Origin of the sequence: Saccharopolyspora hordei, assembly GCF_013410345.1 — a bacterium.
Taxonomy (GTDB): domain Bacteria; phylum Actinomycetota; class Actinomycetes; order Mycobacteriales; family Pseudonocardiaceae; genus Saccharopolyspora; species Saccharopolyspora hordei.
Window position 1 is genome coordinate 232,487 of sequence record NZ_JACCFJ010000001.1, and the last position, 20,845, is coordinate 253,331.

The 20,845-nt window shown below is 71.8% G+C and carries 21 protein-coding genes; 10 read left to right on the plus strand and 11 right to left on the minus strand.

What is annotated here, in order from left to right:
* The first annotated feature begins 347 nt into the window (after positions 1-347).
* The 4 genes from HNR68_RS01125 (at position 348) to HNR68_RS01140 (ending at position 4,033) form a co-directional block, all read left to right on the plus strand.
* Complete coding sequence (locus tag HNR68_RS01125; RefSeq protein ID WP_246330365.1) at positions 348-1,310, plus strand: ABC transporter substrate-binding protein; 963 nt, start codon at positions 348-350, stop codon at positions 1,308-1,310.
* A gap of 192 nt (positions 1,311-1,502) precedes the next feature.
* Entirely contained in the window at positions 1,503-2,270 is a 768-nt protein-coding gene (locus HNR68_RS01130) for an ABC transporter permease (RefSeq protein WP_179716743.1), read from the plus strand.
* Positions 2,267-3,160 (plus strand): ABC transporter permease, encoded by an 894-nt coding sequence (locus HNR68_RS01135; protein WP_179716744.1) that lies wholly within the window; start codon positions 2,267-2,269, stop codon positions 3,158-3,160. Before HNR68_RS01130 ends, HNR68_RS01135 begins: the two co-directional genes overlap by 4 nt.
* A gap of 6 nt (positions 3,161-3,166) precedes the next feature.
* Complete coding sequence (locus HNR68_RS01140; RefSeq protein WP_246330366.1) at positions 3,167-4,033, plus strand: ABC transporter ATP-binding protein; 867 nt, start codon at positions 3,167-3,169, stop codon at positions 4,031-4,033.
* 70 nt (positions 4,034-4,103) lie between these two features.
* Here HNR68_RS01140 and HNR68_RS01145 read toward each other — a convergent pair whose 3' ends face one another.
* From HNR68_RS01145 to HNR68_RS01155, 3 genes are read right to left on the minus strand one after another with little or no spacing between them, the layout of a single operon-like run.
* Positions 4,104-4,322 carry a DUF397 domain-containing protein gene (locus HNR68_RS01145; RefSeq protein WP_246330367.1) on the minus strand — a complete coding sequence of 73 codons (219 nt, stop codon included), beginning with the start codon at positions 4,320-4,322 and terminating at the stop codon, positions 4,104-4,106.
* A gap of 53 nt (positions 4,323-4,375) precedes the next feature.
* Positions 4,376-4,495 carry a DUF397 domain-containing protein gene (locus tag HNR68_RS27530; RefSeq protein WP_380575054.1) on the minus strand — a complete coding sequence of 40 codons (120 nt, stop codon included), beginning with the start codon at positions 4,493-4,495 and terminating at the stop codon, positions 4,376-4,378.
* 40 nt (positions 4,496-4,535) lie between these two features.
* A complete protein-coding gene (locus HNR68_RS01155) occupies positions 4,536-5,411 on the minus strand; it encodes a helix-turn-helix domain-containing protein (protein ID WP_179716747.1) in 876 nt (291 codons plus the stop codon).
* Positions 5,412-5,527: 116 nt separating this feature from the next.
* Between HNR68_RS01155 and HNR68_RS01160 the strand changes: the two genes are divergently transcribed.
* Positions 5,528-5,764 (plus strand): HC3 family zinc finger protein, encoded by a 237-nt coding sequence (locus tag HNR68_RS01160; protein WP_179716749.1) that lies wholly within the window; start codon positions 5,528-5,530, stop codon positions 5,762-5,764.
* 1 nt (position 5,765) lies between these two features.
* A complete protein-coding gene (locus HNR68_RS01165) occupies positions 5,766-6,092 on the plus strand; it encodes a hypothetical protein (protein ID WP_179716751.1) in 327 nt (108 codons plus the stop codon).
* 277 nt (positions 6,093-6,369) lie between these two features.
* On the opposite strand, the gene mdlC is transcribed toward HNR68_RS01165, so the two are convergent.
* From mdlC to HNR68_RS01180, 3 genes are all read right to left on the minus strand, one after another.
* A complete protein-coding gene (gene mdlC / locus HNR68_RS01170; RefSeq protein ID WP_179716753.1) occupies positions 6,370-7,968 on the minus strand; it encodes a benzoylformate decarboxylase in 1,599 nt (532 codons plus the stop codon).
* Between the two features lie 169 nt (positions 7,969-8,137).
* The gene (locus HNR68_RS01175) at positions 8,138-8,806 is read right to left on the minus strand and encodes an LppU/SCO3897 family protein (protein ID WP_179716755.1); all 669 of its coding nucleotides are present in this window, start codon (positions 8,804-8,806) and stop codon (positions 8,138-8,140) included.
* Between the two features lie 103 nt (positions 8,807-8,909).
* On the minus strand, positions 8,910-9,644 hold the full coding sequence (locus tag HNR68_RS01180) for a hypothetical protein (RefSeq protein ID WP_179716757.1): 735 nt from the start codon (positions 9,642-9,644) through the stop codon (positions 8,910-8,912).
* 230 nt (positions 9,645-9,874) lie between these two features.
* Between HNR68_RS01180 and HNR68_RS01185 the strand changes: the two genes are divergently transcribed.
* From HNR68_RS01185 to HNR68_RS01195, 3 genes are all read left to right on the plus strand, one after another.
* Positions 9,875-11,536, plus strand: coding sequence for a DNA repair helicase XPB (locus tag HNR68_RS01185; protein WP_179716759.1), 1,662 nt, complete (start codon positions 9,875-9,877; stop codon positions 11,534-11,536).
* 256 nt (positions 11,537-11,792) lie between these two features.
* Positions 11,793-12,386 carry a suppressor of fused domain protein gene (locus tag HNR68_RS01190; RefSeq protein ID WP_179716761.1) on the plus strand — a complete coding sequence of 198 codons (594 nt, stop codon included), beginning with the start codon at positions 11,793-11,795 and terminating at the stop codon, positions 12,384-12,386.
* Between the two features lie 52 nt (positions 12,387-12,438).
* Positions 12,439-13,425 carry an o-succinylbenzoate synthase gene (locus HNR68_RS01195; RefSeq protein ID WP_179716763.1) on the plus strand — a complete coding sequence of 329 codons (987 nt, stop codon included), beginning with the start codon at positions 12,439-12,441 and terminating at the stop codon, positions 13,423-13,425.
* Positions 13,426-13,464: 39 nt separating this feature from the next.
* On the opposite strand, the gene HNR68_RS01200 is transcribed toward HNR68_RS01195, so the two are convergent.
* The 4 genes from HNR68_RS01200 to HNR68_RS01215 form a co-directional block, all read right to left on the minus strand.
* Positions 13,465-14,271 (minus strand): SRPBCC domain-containing protein, encoded by an 807-nt coding sequence (locus HNR68_RS01200; protein ID WP_179716765.1) that lies wholly within the window; start codon positions 14,269-14,271, stop codon positions 13,465-13,467.
* Positions 14,272-14,477: 206 nt separating this feature from the next.
* A complete protein-coding gene (locus tag HNR68_RS01205) occupies positions 14,478-15,332 on the minus strand; it encodes an FAD binding domain-containing protein (RefSeq protein ID WP_179716767.1) in 855 nt (284 codons plus the stop codon).
* Positions 15,329-17,761 (minus strand): xanthine dehydrogenase family protein molybdopterin-binding subunit, encoded by a 2,433-nt coding sequence (locus HNR68_RS01210; RefSeq protein ID WP_179716769.1) that lies wholly within the window; start codon positions 17,759-17,761, stop codon positions 15,329-15,331. The genes HNR68_RS01205 and HNR68_RS01210 overlap by 4 nt, the downstream gene beginning before the upstream one ends.
* Positions 17,758-18,324 (minus strand): (2Fe-2S)-binding protein, encoded by a 567-nt coding sequence (locus HNR68_RS01215; protein ID WP_179716770.1) that lies wholly within the window; start codon positions 18,322-18,324, stop codon positions 17,758-17,760. The genes HNR68_RS01210 and HNR68_RS01215 overlap by 4 nt, the downstream gene beginning before the upstream one ends.
* A gap of 224 nt (positions 18,325-18,548) precedes the next feature.
* Here HNR68_RS01215 and HNR68_RS01220 point away from each other — a divergent pair, with 224 nt between their 5' ends.
* On the plus strand, positions 18,549-19,424 hold the full coding sequence (locus HNR68_RS01220; RefSeq protein WP_179716771.1) for a transglutaminase-like domain-containing protein: 876 nt from the start codon (positions 18,549-18,551) through the stop codon (positions 19,422-19,424).
* Positions 19,425-19,576: 152 nt separating this feature from the next.
* Here HNR68_RS01220 and HNR68_RS01225 read toward each other — a convergent pair whose 3' ends face one another.
* Positions 19,577-20,725 carry an XdhC family protein gene (locus HNR68_RS01225; RefSeq protein ID WP_179716772.1) on the minus strand — a complete coding sequence of 383 codons (1,149 nt, stop codon included), beginning with the start codon at positions 20,723-20,725 and terminating at the stop codon, positions 19,577-19,579.
* Between the last annotated feature and the right edge of the window lie 120 nt (positions 20,726-20,845).

Here is a 20,845-nt window from a genome sequence, read left to right on the forward strand (position 1 = left end):
CGACGCTGGCGTTCGTCACACGGTTGAGTGGTATGGACAACATTTGGGCCAATAGTGTGACAACGAGCTAGTTACAGCTGGTTGTGGGCATTTCGGCGACGTCCTAGAGTTCGGGTGCCCCGCCACCGAACCGCACCGTCGGGGTGCACCGACTGACCGCGAACCCGCAGCCGCGCAGCCGGTGGTCGCCAGTGCCACGAACCGTCCACAGCGCATCCAACGGGCACGCATGCGCTCGGTCGTCGAGCATCGGGCACCGGTCCGTTCTCGACCAGTCCCACCCCGCATCCGAGGAGGAACACATGAGCCCCGTACCCCGCGCCCTCCCTCGCAGGAGCCTGCTGAAGATGGCGGGTGGAGCCGTCACCGCCGGTGCCCTGCTGGGGACGAGCGGCTGCGGACTCCTCGGCGGGTCGCAGGGTGACAGCGGCGGCAACGAGCTGGTGGAGAAGCAGAACCTGCGGGTCGGCGCGCTGCCGATCAACGACCTGGCCCCGCTGCACCTGGCCGTGAAGAACGGCTACTTCGAGGAAGTGGGGCTCAAGGTCGAGATCGTCAACGCCAGTGACGGCAGCGCGGCCCTGGCCAGCACCATCGGCGGGGACTACGACATCACCTACAGCAGCTACGTGCCGTTCTTCGCCGCCCAGGCCAGCGGCACCGCGCAGCTGAGGATCGTGGCGGACTGCGCCTCGGCCGCGCCGAACACCACGGTCATCATGACCTCGAGCAAGACCGACGTCCGGCAGCCGCAGGACCTGGCGGGCAAGAAGATCGCCATCAGCGGCCCGAACACCATCACCGAGCTGCTGGTCAAGGCCACGCTGGACGCGCACGGCGTGGACTACAGCGAGACCGAGCTCACCCCGGTGCCGTTCATCAACATGCCGGCCGCGCTGGACCAGGGCCGCGTGGACGCGGCGATCGTCACCGAGCCGTTCCTCACCATGGCCGCCCGCAACGGTGCGATCCCGGTCGTCGACACCGCCACCGGGCCGCTGGAGGACCTGCCGCTGACCGGCTACGGCGCGACGGCGAAGTTCTGCGAGGAGAACCCGAAGACCGTGGCCGCGTTCCAGAAGGCCATGGACCGCGCGGTCACCGAGGCCCAGGACCGCAGCAAGATCGAACCGCTGCTGCCCGAGTTCGCCAAGATCGACAAGGAAACGGCCGCCATCATCACGCTGCTGAAGTTCAACTCGCGCGCGGACGCCACGCGCCTGCAGCGGGTGCCGCGGCTGATGAAGCAGTACGGCTTCATCGACGCCGACATCAACGTCGAAGAGATGATCGTGGCCCCGAAGGCCTGACCCGGTGGGCGGTGAGCGCGGGACCACGGGTCGTGCGCTCACCGTCACCCGCGGTTCACCGCGGGTTCGGCGCGCGGTCACGCGCGCCGACCGCCAGCGGCCCCGCACGACCGTCCGCCCACCGCGGGTGGTGCAATCCGGTCACACCAACCACGAGCGCCGCGTCGCACCGTCACAGAGCTGGATCGGGTCATGACGAAAACTCTCCGGGGACTGCTCGGACTGCTGGTCTTCCTGGTCGCCTGGGAACTGTTCAGCTGGTCCGGGACCGTTCCCCAGCAGTACTTCCCCCCACCGTCCACGGTGTTCCAGCGCCTCTTCGAGCTGCTCGGCGACCAGGCGTTCTTGCTCGACGTCATCGCCAGCGTGCTGGCCTGGGCCATCTCGCTGGGCATCGCGATCGCCCTCGCGGTCCCGGCCGGACTGCTGCTCGGCAGCGTCCGCAGCATCCGGACCGCCACCCGCGCGATCATCGAGTTCCTGCGCCCGATCCCCTCGGTGGCGCTGATCCCGCTGGCGATCGTGCTGGTCGGGGCGGGCCCGGAGACCAAGATCTCGCTCGCGGTCTACGCCGCGGTCTGGCCGATCCTGTTCAACACCATCTACGCGCTGGACGAGATCGACCCGGTGATGGTCGACACCGCGCGCTCCTTCGGCCTCGGCCGCGGCCGCGTCATGTTCACCGTGGCGCTGCCGAACGCGGCGCCGTTCGTGCTCACCGGCGTCCGGATGTCCGCCGCGGTCGCGCTGATCCTGGTGGTCAGCACCGAGTTCCTGGCCGGCGGCAGCAGCGGGCTGGGCAGCTTCGTGCTGGACGCCAGCTCGGGTGCCGGGCGGATGGACCTGGTGCTGGCCGGGACGCTGGTCGCGGGCGTCATCGGCTACCTGATCAACGAGGCGCTGGAGCTGCTGCACCGGCGCGGTCTGCGCTGGAGCACGGTCGACCGGGAGGCAGCATGAGCAGCCCGCACCACCCCGAGTCCGGCGCCACCGCGGTCCAGGCGCGCCCGGACGACGAGACCACCGCTCATCGTGAGGAGGCGGGACGAGTGACGAGCCGGGTCCGCGAGTTCGTGCGCCGCTGGCTGGTGTTCGTCATCGCGGTCGTGCTGTGGGAGCTGGTCACCCGCCTGGTGCAGAACCCGTTCTTCCCGCCGCCGACGGAGATCGCGGCCGCCGCCGGGCGGAAGTGGTTCAGCGGCCCGGCTTCCTCGCTGTTCCTGACCGAGGAGGTCCACACCGACCTGCTGGTCAGCCTCGGGCGCGTGTTCGGCGGCTGGCTCATCGCGGTGGTCCTCGGCGTCGGCCTGGGCACGCTGCTCGGCCGGTCCCGGACCGGCATGGACTACGTCGGCCCGTTGATGGCGTTCGTGCGGGCCATCCCGCCGCCGGTGCTGGTCCCGGTGTTCCTGGTGCTGCTGGGCATCGGCTCGGAGATGCAGATCACCGTCATCGTCTTCGGCGTGGTGTGGCCGATCCTGCTGAACACGGTGGACGGCGTCCGGTCGGTCGACCAGGTCAAGGTCGACACCGCGCGGTCGTTCCGCATCCCCCGCGGGCAGTGGGTGTTCGGCGTGGTGCTGCCCGCCGCGACCCCGAAGATCTTCGCCGGGCTGCGGGTGAGCCTGTCGCTGGCGCTGGTGCTGATGGTCGTCTCGGAGCTCGTGGGCTCCACCAACGGCATCGGCTACCGGTTGATCTTCGACCAGCGCGCGTTCGACCTGCCCGGCATGTGGGCGGGCATCGTGCTGCTGGGCGTCCTCGGGTACCTGCTCAACACGCTGTTGCTCGCCGTGGAACGCCGCGCGCTGAGCTGGCAACCGTCGTCGGCGAACGCAGTCGGAGGCTGAACTGACATGAACCGAACCGAGACCATGCTGGACGTCTCCGGGCTCGGCCACCGCTACGGCGGACCGAGCGGCCACCAGGCCATCGCCGACCTGACGTTCCAGGTGCGCAGCGGTGAGCTGGCCTGCATCGTGGGCCCGTCCGGCTGCGGCAAGTCGACCCTGCTGCGCTCCATCTCCGGGCTGATCGAGCCGACCAGCGGCGAGGTGAAGCTCAAGGGATCGCCGGTGCAGGGCGTGCCGGAGGACCTGGCCGTGGTGTTCCAGGACTACAGCCGGTCGCTGTTCCCGTGGCTGTCGGTGCGCTCCAACGTCGAGTTCCCGCTGCGCTCGCGCGGGATCGGGAAGGCCGAGCGGCGCCGGCGCGCCGACGAGGTGCTCGAGTGGGTGGGGCTGTCGGAGGCGGCGAAGAAGTACCCGTGGCAGCTCTCCGGCGGCATGCAGCAGCGGGTGTCCATCGCCCGCGCGCTGGCCTGCCGGCCGGCCCTGCTGCTCATGGACGAGCCGTTCGCCTCGGTGGACGCCCAGACCCGGTTCGAGCTGGAGGACCTGCTGCTGCGCGTGCGCAAACAGTACGACAGCACGGTGCTGCTGGTCACCCACGACATCGACGAGAGCATCTACCTGGCGGACCGCGTGTTCGTGCTGTCGAAGTCGCCGGCGAACATCGTGGCCGACCTGGAGGTCCCGCTCGGCGACCAGCGCGACCAGATCACCACGCGCGAGTCGGAGACCTTCGTGCACCTGCGCAGCGAGGTCGCCCGCCTCCTCGACGTCCGCACCGCCGCCGCACCGGCAGCGGCGTCCGATGTGGACGGTTCTGGCGGCTCGACGGCCCAGCAGTGGGCCGAGGCCGAACGCGCCCTCCACAGCTGACGAGGCGAAGGGCGCCGCCCGCCGGCCCAGCTGGCGGGCGGCGCCCTTCACTCCTCCCCAGCTCGAGGGCTCACCGCTCGAAGCGACCAGCCTTGATCGCGGCGATGAACGCCGACCACTGCGCCTGATCAGCGACGAAGTACCCGGCGGCGCGGTCCTTGGAGTCCCGCACCGCGGCACCGTCGGCCACCGCGCCGACCTCGACGCAGGCGGTGTTCTGCCCTGACCGACTCGACTTCCGCCACGACTGGGGCTGCCCGTCGGCGCGGCAGGCGGAGCGAAGCGACAACTCGTGAGCATCGCGTGACGTCATGTGACTCAGCGTACTCACTGAGTGCGGTGTCAGCGCTCGAAACGACCAGCCTTGATCGCGGCGATGAACGCCGACCACTGCGCCTGATCAGCGACGAAGTACCCGGCGGCGCGGTCCTTGGAGTCCCGCACCGCAGCGCCGTCCGCCAACGCACCGACCTCGACACAAGTCTGCGTGGCCGTGGTGTAGCTACTCGTCCGCCACCTGCTGACGTCGTCGTTCTTCATCAGCTTTGCTCTCCCACTCGTCAGCGCTCCGTGACAACAGCGCCACGGACTCGTCGGCGCTGAGTGCTGTTGAGAGAACGGTATCCCGCAGCTGCATGTATGCGGAAACGTCTTCAGGTTCGTCGAGGAAGCCCGATGACCTGTGGTGTTCCAGGTGAACGACAGCGGGCGCCTTGGGGAACTCGAACAACGAGAAAGAGCCATCGATGCCGGGGTGGACGCCGAAAGGCAAGATGCGGATCTCCACGTTCGGCATGGCAGCTACCTTGATCAGGTGCTGCATCTGCTCGGCCATGACTCCGGCGTCGCCGACCGGACGCATCAACGCACCTTGGTCGATGATGGCCACGAACGTCGCCGGATTCCGTCGAACCAAGACGTCTTGCCTGCCACGCCTGATAGCTACGCGCGCTTCCACGTCGGGTTCCGGCACCCCACCACCGATCATGAGCGCACGTGCGTAGTCGTAGGTCTGGAGCAAACCTGGCACCAAGCTGATCGCCAGCTCCGTGATGCGACAGGCATCGCGTTCGAAACCCAGCACGGCAGTCAGCTGCGCAGGCAAGCCAGTCGGCGCAGGAGTCTCCCACCAGACCGACTGATCGAGCTCACGAGCAAGGGTGAGCAGCCTCTCGCGCTCGTCTCCGGTGACGCCGAGGACAGCGAGGATCGCTGAAACATCGGCTTCGTCGACACGCCTCGTGCCGCTCTCGATCCGACTCATGGTCGACTTCGACCAGCCGAGCTTCTTCCCCACCGCCTGAGCCTCAAGGCCTGCTCGCAAACGTGCGGCGCGCAGCTCGGCACCCAAACCACGCGCACGTGCACTCCTCGCCATGGGGCCAGCCTAGATCGAGGATCAGCTCGGTTGCGTGCACTCGATCGAGGAATTGTGCGGTTGCCGCAACTCTCTTAGTTTCTGAAATCGAAGAAACTGAGCGTAGGAGCGCAACTATGTACCCCTTCCACTGGGTTCCGGCTGCTGGGCGGCGGCATGCGAGCACGGATCGGCGGCCGGAGGGGGCGTTGGCCTATCCGAGCGGGACGTCCGTGACGACCCTGTGCCGGGAGCGGCTGACCGCCGACAACTCCGAGATCGGGTGGCTGTGGCCCACCTGCGCCGAGTGCAACGGCGAGGCGCACCGGATCGTCCGCGACCTGCCCGCGTCGTCGACCGGGTGGAGCGCCTGAGATGACCACCGCACTGCCCGGCATCATCATGATCAGCAGCGGCGTCCTCTGCTACCTCTTCGCGCTCTGCTGGAACACCCGCGGTCCGCAGCACGCCGGTGGCCGCGAGGGCGCGCTGCCCGTGTGGCAGCTCATCGCGCACGTCGAAGCCGAACGACAACGGGAACCCACCGGACGACACCGGCTCCGCGAACCCCGCACCGGACCACCGTCCACTCAGGACGACCCCGCGCCGCCGACCGCAGAGGCACCGACCTCAGCACCACCGATCACGGCGCCACCGGTCGAACTCCAGCGCCGGGTCCTCGACGCGCTCCGCCGCCTCTAGAGACGAAAAGCCCCACCAGGGCAGAGATTTCCCGACCTCGGCCCGGCCGCGACCGCGCCCCCGACGATGCGGGCGGGCCCTGCGGGCCGGTCGGTGCTGCGCCCCTCCCCACAGCGCCGACCGGCCACCCCCGGCACCGGCGTGCCGGTGCCCGACACACCGACACCCCGCAACTCCCACCGGAGTTGGACGTGCCACTTCCATGGGAATCGCACGCCCGGCCTCCCTTGACGTCGCGCCCAGAGCACTGGCGTGCGCCCCCAGGGTGCGTGCCCGGTCAGTACAGGTAGCGCTGGCCGGGGTCGACCTTGACGTGCAGCAGGGTGGGGCCCTGCTTGCCCTCGGCGAACTCCTCGGCCAGGGCGGCGTTGAGGTCCTCCGGGGTCTCCACCCGCTTCGCCGGGCAGCCCATGCTGGTCGCCAGGGCGGTGAAGTCGATGCCGCCGAGCTCCACGCCGGGGAGCTTGTCGCCGCCCGCCGCTTCGCCGAGCACCGCCACCGCCGCGTAGCGGGCGTTGTCCAGGATCACGAAGGTGACCGGGGCCTGCTCCTGCACCGCCGTCCAAACCGCCTGGATGCCGTACATGCTGGAGCCGTCGCCCAGCACCGCCACGGTGCGCCGGTCCGGGTCCGCCATCGCGACCCCGACCGCGGCGCAGATGCCGTAGCCCAGCGCACCCGACGAGCCGGTGAAGAACCCGCCGTCGGTGGAGCGGATCGGGAAGAACTCGTGCAGGTCGTTGCGGTGGCTCGGCGTCTCCTCCACCACCGCCGCGTCCGCGGGCAGCGCGTCGGCGATCCGGTCGAACACGTACGCCGCGGTCAGCGGCGTGCTCGGTTCCGGCTTCGGCGGCCGCTCGTAGGTCTTCGGCGCGGGACGCGGCACGTCCTCGACCTGCGCGTTGACCTGCCGCACCGCGTGCCCGAGGCTGCCCAGCACGCCGCGGCCCCGGCGGGCGCGGGCCAGCACCTCCGGGTCGTCGTGCACCAGGAACACCTCCGGCAGCTCGACGTCGCTCTCCCCGCGGTACACGTGGTAGGTGAACGCCGGAGCGCCCCACACCACGACCAGGTCGTGGTCGGCCAGCTCCGCGCTCAGCGACCGCTGCTCGGGCTGCAGGAAGCCGGCGAACTGCGGGTGGTCCTCCGGGAAGGAGCAGCGCGGCGACATCGGCGCCACCAGCACCGCCGCCTTCGTCTTCTCCGCCAGCTCCACCATCTCGTCGACGACGTTGTCGTGGTCCACGGCCGGGCCGACCACGAACGCCGGCCGCTGGCAGCTGCGCAGCGCCTCGACCAGCTCGAACACCGCCGTCGGGTCCGGCGCGAACGCCGGGGTGCGCGGCCGCGCGGGCACCGGGACGCCCGGCTGGTCCCAGTCGTCGGCCGGGACGGACAGGAAGACCGGCCCGTACGGCGGTGTGGTCGCCAGCTGGTAGGCGCGCACCAGCGCGGCCGGCACGTCCTCGGCGCGCGCGGGCTCGTAGCTCCACTTCACGTACGGCTGCGGGAAGGTCGGCGCGTCGGTGGCCCCGAGGAAGGGCTCGCCGAACATCAGCGTGCGGGTCTGCTGGCCCGCCGTGACGATCATCGGCGTGCGGTTGCGGTAGGCCGTGAAGATCGCGCCCAGCGCGTGCCCCACACCGCCCGCGGAGTGCAGGTTGACCAGCACCGGTTCGCGGCGCGCCTGCGCGAACCCGTCGGCCATCGCCACCACCGCGGACTCCTGCAGGCCGAGCACGTACCGGAAGTCGTCGGGCCAGTCCGTCAGGAAGGGCACCTCGGTCGTGCCCGGGTTGCCGAACACGGTGGTCAACCCGAGTTCCCGCATCAGCGTCCGGACGTTGTTGCGGACCGTGCGGTCCTCGCTGCGCATCGAAGCCTCCCTCATCGTGCCGACACCCCCGCTCACCAGCGAGGTTGCCCTGCAACGACACCACATCGAGCAGGTCTGGACCAGGTCGCGTCCATCACCCGCCAACAGCGGCGCACAGCGAGGTGACCGGGACCACCCGGCGAGCGGTCTCGCCGGGTGGCCCCGCGGGTCACACGGACTTCACGCACACGGTGAGCGGCGGCTCGTCCCAGGTCAGGTACTGCTCGGAGTCCTCGCGGCACGCGGCCTCACCGCTGCTGTTGTTCACCGCGGTGGTCACCTGCTGCGCGGCGTCCGGGTCCGAGCACGGCACCTTCGTGGAGATGTCCAGCGCCGGCGCGGTCAGGCAGTCGCCGACCGAGACGTCCGGCACCATGCACATGGTGTAGTCACCGGACTTGGTCAGCGAGTCGTAGTCGCTGCCGCAGCTCTTCATCCCGTCGAGCTGCTTGGCCACCTTGAAGTCGGACTGCGGCGACCCGCACGGGGCGGTTTCCCACTCCGGCGCGGTCGTGCTCGGGTTGGTGAGGTCGATGCACTCGCCCACGGCGATCCCGCCACCGTCGACGGTGCGCAGCAGGGCCACGACCACCACGACGATGATGCCGACGACCACGGTGCCGACCAGTCCCAGCACCTTCTGCACGACGCCGTTCCCCTTCGGCGCCTGCGGCGGCGGACCACCCGGGAAGCCCTGCGGCTGGCCGCCCGGGTAGCCGCCCTGCGGCGGCATCGGCGGCGCGCCGGCCGGGGCACCCTGCGGAGGCACCTGGGGCGGCGGGCCCCACTGCGGTTGCTGCTGCTGCGGGTACTGACCGAATTGCTGTGGATGAGTCACGGACTCCCCCAGTCGGTGGATCTTGGACCCGCGAGAAACTAGCGAACCCGGTGCCACCGCGTGATCAGGTCAACCGCTTCGCAACGCAGGTCACGTCGCGGTCTCACGCACCCCGGACGTTGTTGAAGCAGAACGTCTTCTCGGCGAAGGTGTAGTACCCGTCGCCCTCGCCGCACACCTGCGCCGGCTCACCGCGCGGCGCGACCCGGGTGATCTGGTCCTCCGCCACGGCGCAGTCCAGCTTGAGCGGGATCCGGTCGCTCGCCTCGCTGTAGGGCGTGATGCAGTCGCCCACCTCGACGTCGAGCACGATGCAGTAGGTCTTGCCGTCGATGACGTTGCTGTAGTCGTCCCCGCACACCGAGCGGTCGGTGCCGTTGGCGACCTTGACGACCTGGTAGTCGGAGTCGAGCGTCCCGCAGGTCTCCTCGGTCATCTCGCCGCCGCGCTCGTCCAGCAGCCCGATGCAGTCCCCCGCGGTGACGGAGCCGCTGCCGGACTCCGAGGTGCGGCTCGTCGTCTGCTCGGCGGGGACGGTCCGCTGCTGGTCGGCCTCGTCGCGGCTGTTGACGTTGATGATCATGACCACGACCAGCGTGATGACCGCGAGCACCGCGACCCCGCCACCGACCAGGCCGAGGACCATGCCGGTGGACTTCTTCTTCGGCGGCATCGGCGGCTGGCTCCCGGCGACCTGGCGCCAGAAGTCCTCCGAACCGCCCTGGGGGTAGCCGCCGGTCGGGTAGTTCCCGGTCGGGTACTGCCCACTGGGGTACTGCTGGCCCGAGTACGGCCCCGACTGCGAACCGTAGGGATCAGGCTGCGGTGGGTAGCTCACTGCTCCTCCGTCTCTCCGTTCACCGTGAGCAGGCTATCCGCCCGCCCGAGCCGCGGTGGCTGAACGGCGGATCTCGGACACGCCCCACACCGGCGGGCGGCCGCGAGCTCGGTCACCCGCACCGTCGGCCGTGGCCAGTACCCTCGTCGGTGGCGCGTGACCAGCGCACGCAGGCCGCCCGCTGCCGGCGACCTCACTGAACGCCTGCGGACCCGAGGGAGCTCGCACCCGTGACCGACGGACCCCTGATCGTCCAATCCGACAAGACGCTGCTGCTCGAGGTCGACCACGCCCTCGCCGAGGAAGCGCGCACCGCGATCGCGCCGTTCGCGGAGCTGGAGCGCGCCCCCGAGCACGTGCACACCTACCGCATCACGCCGCTGGCGCTGTGGAACGCGCGCGCCGCCGGGCACGACGCGGAGCAGGTGGTGGACGGCCTGGTGCGCTTCTCCCGCTACCCGGTGCCGCAGCCGCTGCTGGTCGACATCGTCGAGACGATGGGCCGCTTCGGCCGGTTGCAGCTGGTCAACCACCCCGCGCACGGGCTGGTGCTGAAGTCCCTCGACCGCGCGGTGCTCGAAGAGGTGCTGCGCAACAAGAAGATCAAGCCGATGCTGGGCCAGCGCATCGACGACGACACCGTCGTGGTGCACCCCAGCGAGCGCGGCCGGCTCAAGCAGATGCTGCTCAAGGTCAGCTGGCCCGCCGAGGACCTGGCCGGGTACGTCGACGGCGAGGCGCACCCGATCACGCTGGAGCAGAACGGCTGGCAGCTGCGCGACTACCAGGCGCAGGCGGTGCAGTCGTTCTGGGCCGGCGGCTCCGGCGTCGTGGTGCTGCCCTGCGGCGCGGGCAAGACGCTGGTCGGCGCGGCGGCCATGGCCGAGGCGCAGGCCACCACGCTCATCCTGGTCACCAACACCGTCGCCGGCCGGCAGTGGAAGCGGGAGCTGGTCGAGCGGACCTCGCTGACCGAGGACGAGATCGGCGAGTACTCCGGCGAGAAGAAGGAGATCCGCCCGGTCACCATCGCCACCTACCAGGTGATCACGCGCAAGTCCAAGGGCGAGTACAAGCACCTGGAGCTGTTCGACTCCCGCGACTGGGGCTTGGTCATCTACGACGAGGTGCACCTGCTGCCCGCCCCGGTGTTCCGGATGACCGCCGACCTGCAGTCCCGGCGGCGCCTGGGGCTCACCGCGACGCTGGTCCGCGAGGACGGCCGCGAGGGCGACGTGTTCTCGCTCATCGGCCCCAAGCGCTACGACGCGCCGTGGAAGGACATCGAGTCGCAGGGCTGGATCGCCCCGGCCGAGTGCGTCGAGGTCCGGGTGACGCTCACCGACGACGAGCGCCTGCAGTACGCCACCGCGGACGCCGAGGAGCGCTACAAGTTGTGCTCCACGGCGCGCACCAAGACCCCGGTGGTCAAGGCGATCCTGGACCGGCACCCCGGCGAGCCGGCCCTGGTCATCGGCGCCTACCTGGAGCAGCTGCACGAGCTCGGCGAGGCGCTGGACGCCCCCATCGTGGAGGGCTCGACGAAGAACAAGGAGCGCGAGGCGCTGTTCGACGCGTTCCGGCGCGGGGAGATCAACCGGCTGGTGGTGTCGAAGGTCGCGAACTTCTCCATCGACCTGCCGGAGGCGTCGGTGGCGGTGCAGGTGTCCGGCACCTTCGGCTCGCGCCAGGAGGAGGCGCAGCGGCTCGGCCGGCTGCTGCGGCCGAAGGCCGACGGCAAGCAGGCGCACTTCTACTCCGTGGTCTCGCGGGACACGCTCGACACCGACTACGCGGCGCACCGGCAGCGGTTCCTCGCCGAACAGGGCTACGCGTACCGGATCGTCGACGCCGACGACCTGCTCGGTCCCGCGGTCCCGGAGGTCGGGTGACGAAATTCCCCGACACACACGGTCACCTGTCACCCAAATGTGTCCACGGTGGGGCTGGCAGCCGCTACGGTTGCGGTGACGCACGCGAGCTGACCAGGCACGTCGGACCCCGGCCCCGGTCGCCGCGGCCGCGCGGCACCGCAGCCCCCACCGCACTGCGGTCCGCGCACACTGCGGGTGACCGGGCGATCGCGGGCGACGCCGGGAGCAGGACGAGTGCGCCGCGCGCACCGCAGGCAGGGACACTGGAGAGCGGATGACCACCGAGCAGGAACGCACCGCCATGGGCGGGGCGCACCGGTTCGTCGGACTCGCGGAGAACCTCGAACGCCACGCCGGCACCCCGACCGGCGCCGAACCGCCGAACGTGCGCGGCACCAACCGCGGCTACGGGCTCGTCTTCTTCTACCTCGAGCGCTACCACCTGACCACGGTGATCAGCAGCGGCCTGCGCTTCCAGCCGCTGGGCGCCGACCCGGCCCAGGAGCTGGCCTGCACCGTCTACAAGGAGCAGGCCGAGGCGGCGCGGCACCTGGTCGACCTCACCGCCGAGGTGCTGGTGCAGCAGCGCACCCACCTGGTGCCCGACCAGATCGTGCCGAACGAGCAGCCGCTGCTGCCGGGCACCGAGTTCCACGGCGTGCTGGCCAGCGGCCACCCGATGTTCCCGCCGGAGTTCACCCGGTTCACCGACCAGGACGGCGTCGAGCAGCTCCAGGTCTTCACGCTGCTGCCGGTGACCCTCGGCGAGCTCAACTACATCCTCGACCACGGCGTCACCGCGCTGCGCCAGCAGTGGGCGCGCTTCGAGGTCGACGTCTTCGACCTCGGCCGCCCGAGCGTCGCCTGACCGGCGTCCCCTCGGCCCGCCGGCCCGGGGGCGGGGTGACAGGATCGAGGGCATGGACCCTGCGGTGATCGACCTGGCGGACCTGGACGCGGTGCGGGTGTACGCGCTGCCGATGCGCAACGAGTTCCGCGGGGTCACGGTGCGGCGCGGGGTGCTGCTCAGCGGTCCGGCCGGGTGGGGCGAGTTCTGCCCGTTCGAGGACTACGACGACGCACAGGCGGTGCCGTGGCTCACCGCCGCGCTGGAGGCGTGCACCCAGGAGTGGCCGGAGCCGGTGCGCAGCAGCGTCCCGGTGAACTGCACGGTCCCGGCGGTGCCCGCGGAGAAGGCGCACGCCATCGTCGCCGCCTCCGGCTGCCGCACCGCGAAGGTCAAGGTCGCCGAGCCCGGGCAGAGCGCGGGCGAGGACGTCGAGCGCGTCGCCGCCGTGCGGGACGCGCTGGGGCCCGGCGGCGCGATCCGCGTGGACGCCAACGCCGCCTGGGACGTCGACACCGCGGTCGCCCGGATCCGCGAGCTGGACCGGGCCGCAGGCGGCCTGGAGTACGCCGAGCAGCCCTGCCCGTCGGTGGACGAGCTCGCCGCGGTCCGGCGCCAGGTGGACGTGCGCATCGCGGCCGACGAGAGCATCCGGCGTGCCGAGGACCCGCTGCGCGTCGCGGTGGCCGAGGCGGCGGACGTGGCGATCATCAAGGCCACGCCGCTGGGCGGGGTGCGCCGCGCGCTGCGCGTGGCCGAGGCGTGCGGGTTGCCGTGCGTGGTGTCGTCGGCGGTGGAGACGAGCATCGGCCTCTCCGCGCAGCTCGCCCTGGCCGGGGCGCTGCCGGAGCTGCCGTTCGCCTGCGGCCTGGGCACGGTGGCGCTGCTGGACGGCGACGTCGTCGCGGACTCCCTGCTCCCGGTCGACGGGCGGCTCCCGGTGCCGCGCCGCCCGCCGGAACCGGCCCCGGCGCTGGTCGCCGCGGCCACCCCCACGGCGGAGGTGCAGCAGTACTGGCTGGAACGCCTCCGCCGGGTCAACGCCCTGCGCCGCGCCTGACGGGCACGGTGGGGCGGGCCCACCGTGCCCGTGACGGTCTCAGCCGCGACGGCGGCGGCGACGGCGGACGAGCCGGAAGACCACGCCGAGCACGACGACCGCCACCGCGATCGGGGCGAACCGCTTGAGCACCGGGGCGCCCGCGGTGCCGAGCAGGTCGATCGCCTCGTCCGAGGAGGTCTCGCCACCGGTGACGATCGCGTCCGCGCGGCGCGACGGCTGCTCCTTCGCCGAGCTGGAGAAGTCGCTGCCCCCGGCCGCCGGCGTGACCCGCCAGCTCGGCTCCTCCTTCTTGCTCGCGGGACCCGACCCGTCGGTGGAGCCGGCCTCCGCGGCCGCGGGCTTCGCCGCGGCGGGCTCGGCTGCGGCGGCCTCGGCGGGCTTGCTGGCCGCCGGGGCGCCCTCCTCGGTGAGCTGCTTGGCGAGGTTCGCCGCGAACTGGTCGATGATCTTGCCGCCGACCTCGGAGATCAGGCCGCGGCCCAGCTGCGCGGGCTTGCCGGTGACCTTGAGGTCGGTGTCGACGGTGACCGCGGTGCCCTCGCCCTCCTCGGTGAGGACCGCGGTGACGGTCGCCGCGGCGGTCCCGCTGCCGCGGGAGTCCTTGCCGCTGGCGTCGATGACCACGCGCCGGGCCTTCTCGTCGACCTCCTTGAACGTGCCGGTCCCCTTGTACAGCAGGGTCACCGGTCCGAGCTTGACCTTCACCGAGCCGGAGAACTCGTTGCCCTCGGCCTTGGTGAGCTTGGCACCGGGCATGCACGGTGCGACCCGCTCCGGGTCGAGCAGCGCCTGCCACGCCACCTCGACCGGTGCCGGAACGCTGAACTGGTGCTGCATCTGCACGGGGATGTCCTCCTGGTTCGAACTCGGCCCGGCGGGCCGTCCTTGTGCTGAGGCGTCTCCCTCCAGCTTCCCAGCCCGAGCGCCCCACCGATACCCCGTTCGGATCATCGGGGAGTTCGCCTCCGCGGCGGCGTGCCCGGGTCCGACCGGCCGCCCCGGGGCCGGGCCGGCCGCGGCTCGCCCCGCGGCCGGCCCGGGGCTCGCGCCTACCCGCCCGCGGCGGTGAGCACCGCCCGGCCGGTGAGCACCTCGGCGAGGTGCTTGCGGTAGTCGACGTCGGCGCTGGCGTCGGCGGTCGGGCTGGTGCCCTCGGTGGCGTGCCGCGCCGCCTCGCGCACGGCCTCCGCCGTCGCGGGCCGGCCGACCAGGGCCTGCTCCACCCCGGTCGCGCGGACCGGCGTCGGCCCCATGTTGGTCAGCCCGATGCGGGCTTCGGCGATCTGCCCGTCCTCGACCCGCACCGCGGCCGCCACGCCGACGATGGACCACGCCTGCGCCACCCGGTTGAACTTCTCGTAGTGCGCGCGCCAGCCGGTCCACTTCGGCAACCGCACCTCGACCAGCAGTTCGCCCGGTTCCAGCACGGTGGTGAAGTAGTCGACGAAGAACTCCGACGCCGGCACGGTGCGCCGACCGGACGGCCCGGCCAGCACCATCTCCGCGTCCAGCGCGAGCGCCGGGGCGGGCAGGTCACCGGCCGGGTCGGCGTGCGCGAGCGACCCGCCGAAGGTGCCGCGGTGCCGCACCTGCGGGTCGGCGACGGTGCGGGTGGCCAGCGCGATGAGCTCGGCGTGCTGCTGCACCAGCGGGTCCCGCAGCACGTCGTGGTGGGTCGTCATCGCGCCGATGACCAGCGCGTCGCCGTCCTCGCGGACGCCGCGCAGCTCCTCGATGCGGTTGAGGTCGACCAGCAGCTGCGGGTCGGCCAGCCGCATCCGCAGCACCGGCAGCAGGCTCTGCCCGCCGGCCAGCACCTTGCCCTCGTCACCGACCTGGGCCAGCGCCGTGACCGCTTCCTCCACTGTGGAGGGTGCGACGTACTCGAACTGGGCGGGGATCACCGGGCACCTCCCTGGGGGTCGACCGAACCGAGTCCGCCACCGGCTTCCGGTGCGGTGGCACCGCTCGCGCGGGCGCCGGTGATGGCGCGCCACACCCGCTGCGGCGAGCACGGCATCTCCACGTCGGAGACGCCCATCGGCCGCAGCGCGTCCACGATCGCGTTCACCACGGCCGGGGTCGAGGCGATGGTGCCCGCCTCGCCGACGCCCTTGACGCCCAGGACGTTCGAGGTCGCCCGCGTCTCGGTGCGGTCGGTGGTGAACTCCGGCAGGTCGGCCGCCGACGGCACCAGGTAGTCGGCCAGCGTGCCGGTGGTGAGGGTGCCGCTCTCGTCGTACACGGCCTCCTCGAACAGCGCCTGCGCGATGCCCTGCGCGAGCCCGCCGTGCACCTGGCCCTCCACGATCAGCGGGTTGACCACGGTGCCGATGTCGTCCACGCAGACGTACTCGCGGATCTTCACCTGCCCGGTCTCGGTGTCCACCTCGGTCGCGCACAGGTGGGTGCCGTGCGGGAAGGAGAAGTTCTCCGGGTCGAAGGTGGCCTCGGCGTCCAGGTTCGGCTCGACCCCGTCGGGCAGGTCGTGCGCGGCGAACGCGGCGAGCGCCACCTCGCCGAGCGCGGTGCCCCGGTCGGTGCCGCGGACCCCGAAGCGCCCGGAGGTGAACTCCACGTCGTCCTCGCTGCACTCCAGCATGTGCGCGGCGATCTTCTTGGCCTTCTCGATCACCTTGTCGGCCGCCTGCACCACCGCCATGCCGCCGACGGCCAGCGACCGCGACCCGTAGGTGTCCAGGCCCTTCGGCGAGACCTGGGTGTCGCCGTGCAGCACCTCGACGTCCTCGAACGGCACGCCCAAGCGGTCGGCCACGATCTGGCTCCACGCCGTCTCGTGCCCCTGCCCGTGCGGCGAGGACCCGGTGACGACCTCCACCTTGCCGGTCGGCAGCACGCGGATCGAGGCGTGCTCCCACCCGCCCGCGCCGTAGGACAGCGAGCCCAGCACCCGCGACGGGGCCAGGCCGCACATCTCGGTGAACGTCGAGATGCCGATGCCCAGCTGCACCGTGTCACCCCGGCGGCGCCGCTCCTCCTGCTCCTCGCGCAAGCCCTGGTAGCCGAACAGCTCCAGCGCCTTGTCGGTGGCGGCCTCGTAGTTGCCGGAGTCGTAGGTCAGCCCGGCGACCGTGGTGTACGGGAACTCGTCGTGGTTGATCCAGTTCTTGCGCCGCAGCTCCACCGGGTCCATGCCGAGCTCGGCGGCGAGCTCGTCCACCATCCGCTCGATGGCGAAGGTCGCCTCCGGGCGTCCGGCGCCGCGGTAGGCGTCCGTCGGCGTCTTGTTGGTGAACACGTTGGTGCAGCTGAAGTGGTACGCCGGGATCTTGTAGATCGCGTTGAACATGAAGGCGCCCAGGATCGGCACGCCCGGCGTGACCAGCCGCAGGTAGGCGCCCATGTCGGCGAGCAGCTCGACCTTCAGCCCGGTGATCGTGCCGTCCCGGGTGGCCGCCATCGACAGCTTCTGGACCTGGTCTCTGCCGTGGTGGGCCGACACCATCGTCTCGGAGCGGGTCTCGGTCCACTTCACCGGCCGGCCGAGCTTGCGGGCCAGCACGAAGGCGATGAACTCCTCCGGCGTCACCTGCAGCTTGCCGCCGAAACCGCCGCCCACGTCCGGGGCGATGACCCGGATCTTCTGCTCCGGCACGCCCAGCGACATGGCCAGCATCAGCCGCAGGATGTGCGGCACCTGGGTGGCCGACCACACGGTGATCTGCTCGCCGGTCGGGTCGACGACCACCGAGCGCGGCTCCATGAACGCCGGGATCAGCCGCTGCTGCCGGAAGGTCCGGTCGATGCGCACCTCGGCGTTGCGCAGCGCTTCCTCGACGTCCCCACCGGTGCCGGCCTCCGCCGAGTCGAAGGTCCAGGTGGCGTTGCGGTTGGTGCCCAGGTCCTCGTGCACCAGCGGAGAACCCGGCTGCAGCGCGGACTCCATGTCGAGCACCACCGGCAGGTCGTCGTAGTCGACGTCGATGGCGTCCAGCGCGTCGCGCGCCTCGGCCGCGCTGCGGGCGGCGACGACCGCGACCGCCTCACCGGCGAAGCGCACCTCGTCGACCGCCATCGGCGGGGCCGCCGGGGCCTTCATGTCCTCGGTGATCGGCCAGGCGCACGGCAGGCTGCCCTGCTCGTCGGCCAGGTCGCGGCCGGTGAACACCGCGGTGACGCCGGACATCCGCCGCGCGGCCTCGGTGTCGATCGACCGGATGCGGGCGTGCGCGACCGGGCTGCGCAGGATCGCCAGGTGCAGGGTGCCCGCGGGGGTGATGTTGTCGGTCCAGCGGGTGCGGCCGGTGATCAGCCGCGCGTCCTCCTTGCGCTTGCGGGAACGTCCCAGTTCGGGTTCCACGACCGAGGTCATGCCTGCTGTCCTCCCGTCACCTTCGGCTGGGCGTGCTCGTCAGCGGGCGTGCGCGGTGCTGGGGCGTCTCCGGTCCGTTCCGCCTCCGGCCCGGCTCCCGGTTCCATGCGCTGGGCGGCGTCGGAGACCGCGCGGACGATGTTCTGGTAGCCGGTGCAGCGGCAGAGGTTGCCCTCCATGCCTTCCCGGATCTGCTGGTCGTCGGGGTCGCGCACCTCGGCGAGCAGGTCCAGCGCCTGCATGATCATCCCGGGGGTGCAGAACCCGCACTGCAGGGCGTGGTTGTCGTGGAAGGCCTGCTGCAGCGGGTGCAGCCGGCCGTCCTGGGCGAGACCTTCGATGGTGGTCACGTCATGTCCGTCGGCCTGCACAGCGAGGACGGAACAGGACTTCACGCTGCGGCCGTCCAGGTGGACGGTGCACGCGCCGCAGTTGCTGGTGTCGCAACCGACGACGGTGCCCACCTTGCCCAGTCGCTCGCGGAGGTACTGCACGAGCAACAGGCGCGGTTCCACCTCATCGGTGTAGTGCGTGCCGTCGACGTTGACGGTGATGCGCGGCATTTGGGCGGCCTCCTCGGAGGAACTGGCCCGCGGTGCGCGGACGATCGGGAACCTGGACTACTCCGCCTGGGTGACGGGCGTCACATCGGTAGAGCCTGCTACGCCACACAGGCGCGGGCAAGCGCGCAAACGGCTGGCTACCTGATCGCGTTCCGTAGCGACCGGGGCAGTGCCGGCGGAATGGAGTGGAGGAACGCGGAGATCAGCCCCACCGTCCGCAGTTGATGACGACGCCGCAGGAGTTCGCCCGCCATTCCCGCTTCACCGATCCGGGCGAGTACGCGCCGCTGCTCGAGGCGCTGCCCACGGACGTCCGGCAGCTGGTGGGCGTCACCGGCGGCCTGGTGGTGCACTACCGGGGTGCCAGGATCCCGTTCACCGGTGACCGGCTCGCCGAGATCGACTCGCGCTGGGCCGAGCGCCTGCTCGCCACCGACCAGAGCCGGTTCCCGGTGCCGCTGACCGAGCCGCGCCCGCTGGAGGAGCGGGTGGTCGGCTGCTGCCGGGACGTCACGCTGCTGACCGTCGCGGCGCTGCGCCAGCACGGGATCCCCGCCCGCAGCCGCGTGGGCTTCGCCGCCTACTTCCACGAGGGCTTCCACGCCGACCACGTGGTCGTCGAGCACTGGGACGGGCAGCGCTGGGTCCTCGCCGACGCCCAGCTGGACCAGGCGGACTGGCCGTTCGACACCTGTGACGTCCCGTGCGGCGCGACCTCGGCGCCGTTCGCCACCGCGGCGCAGGTGTGGACCGCGCACCGGCGCGGCGAGGTCGACGTGGACCGCTACGGGGTCGGCCCGGACCACCCGATGCGCGGCGGGTGGTTCGTGGCGAACTGCGTGCTGCGCGAGCTGGCGCACCGCCGTCGCGACGAGCTGCTGCTCTGGGACTTCTGGGGCGCGCTGGTGACCACCGACGACGCCGTCGACGTGGAGTTGGTGGACGAGGTCGCGGCGCTCCTGCTGGCCGCCGACGAGGGCGACGAGGCCGCCGAGCGCGAGCTGGCCCACCGCTACGCCACCGACCCGAGGCTGCCCCCGGGCGCGCGGGTGCGCTGCTCCTCCCCGTCCGGTGTGGACACCCTCGTCGACCTCACCTGACCCGGACCGTCGCCCCTGGCACGGCGGTCGCGACGGGTGCCGGTCCCCACCGACCGCACCACGGAACCCCCGACCTCACGGCCCCGGAAGAGGGCACCTCCCCGACCGGGGGAAAGTGCCCCTCACGCCTGCCGGGGGCGGGGTCCGTCGGGTCAGGAGTCGTCGGGGGTGTGGCGGGGGTGGTCGGTGTGGTGGTGGATGGGGCCGTCGAGTTCGGCGAGGCGGACGCCGCGACCGCCCCAGCGCAGGGCGATCAGCTCCGCCGCGATGGACACCGCCGTCTCCTCCGGGGTGCGGGCGCCCAGGTCGAGGCCGATCGGGGAGGACAGCTTGGCCAGCTCCTCCTCGGTGAGGCCCTCCTCGCGGAGCCGGCGGAGCCGGTCCTCGTGGGTCCGGCGCGACCCCATGGCGCCCACGTAGCCGAGGTCCAGCCGCAGCGCCTCCTTGAGCACCGGCACGTCGAACTTCGGGTCGTGGGTGAGCACCATGACCGCGGTGCGCTCGTCCACCCGCCCCGCCGCCGCCTCGGCCGCCAGGTAGCGGTGCGGCCAGTCCACGACCACGTCGTCGACACCGGGGAACCGGCTGTGCGTGGCGAACACCGGCCGCGCGTCGCACACCGTCACGCGGTAGCCGAGGAAGCCGCCCATCCGGGCCATCGCGGCGGCGAAGTCGATCGCGCCGAACACCAGCATCCGCGGCGGCGGCTCGAAGGAGTTCACGAACACCCGCAGGCCCTCGCCGCGCCGCTGCCCCTCGGGGCCGTACTCGATGGCCCCGCTGCGGCCGCTGGCCAGCATGCCGCGCGCGTCGTCGAGGACCGCGTCGTCGATCCGGTCCGACCCCAGGCTGCCGCTGCTGCGGTCGCGCCAGACCAGCAGGTGGGCGCCGACCCGCGCCGCGTCGGGGTGCTCCACGACGGTGACGACCGCGACCGGTTCCTCGGCGCGCACCGACGCGGCGACCTCGTCGAGGCCGGGGAAGGTCTCGCGGTCCACCCGCTCCACGAACACGTCCAGGATCCCGCCGCAGGTCAGTCCGACCGCGAACGCGTCGTCGTCGCTGACGCCGTAGCGGCGCACCACCGGCTCGGAGCCCGCGAGCACCGCGGTCGCCTCGTCGTAGACCGCGCCCTCGACGCAGCCGCCCGACACGCTGCCGAAGGCCTGGCCGTCGCTGGTCACCAGCATCGAGGCCCCCGGAGGGCGCGGCGCCGAGCGGAACGTCGCCACCACGGTGCCCAGCCCGACGGACTCGCCCGCCTCCCAGCGCTTGGTCAACTCATCCAGCACGTCGCGCACAGCGCACCTCCGCTCTCACCGCACCGCCCGACCGAGCACCACCGGCGCGGGACCTGACCCGAACCGGCTCCACGGTCCGTTCGCCGCGCCGGGGATCCGCGACTCCGAGGGGACTCCCGT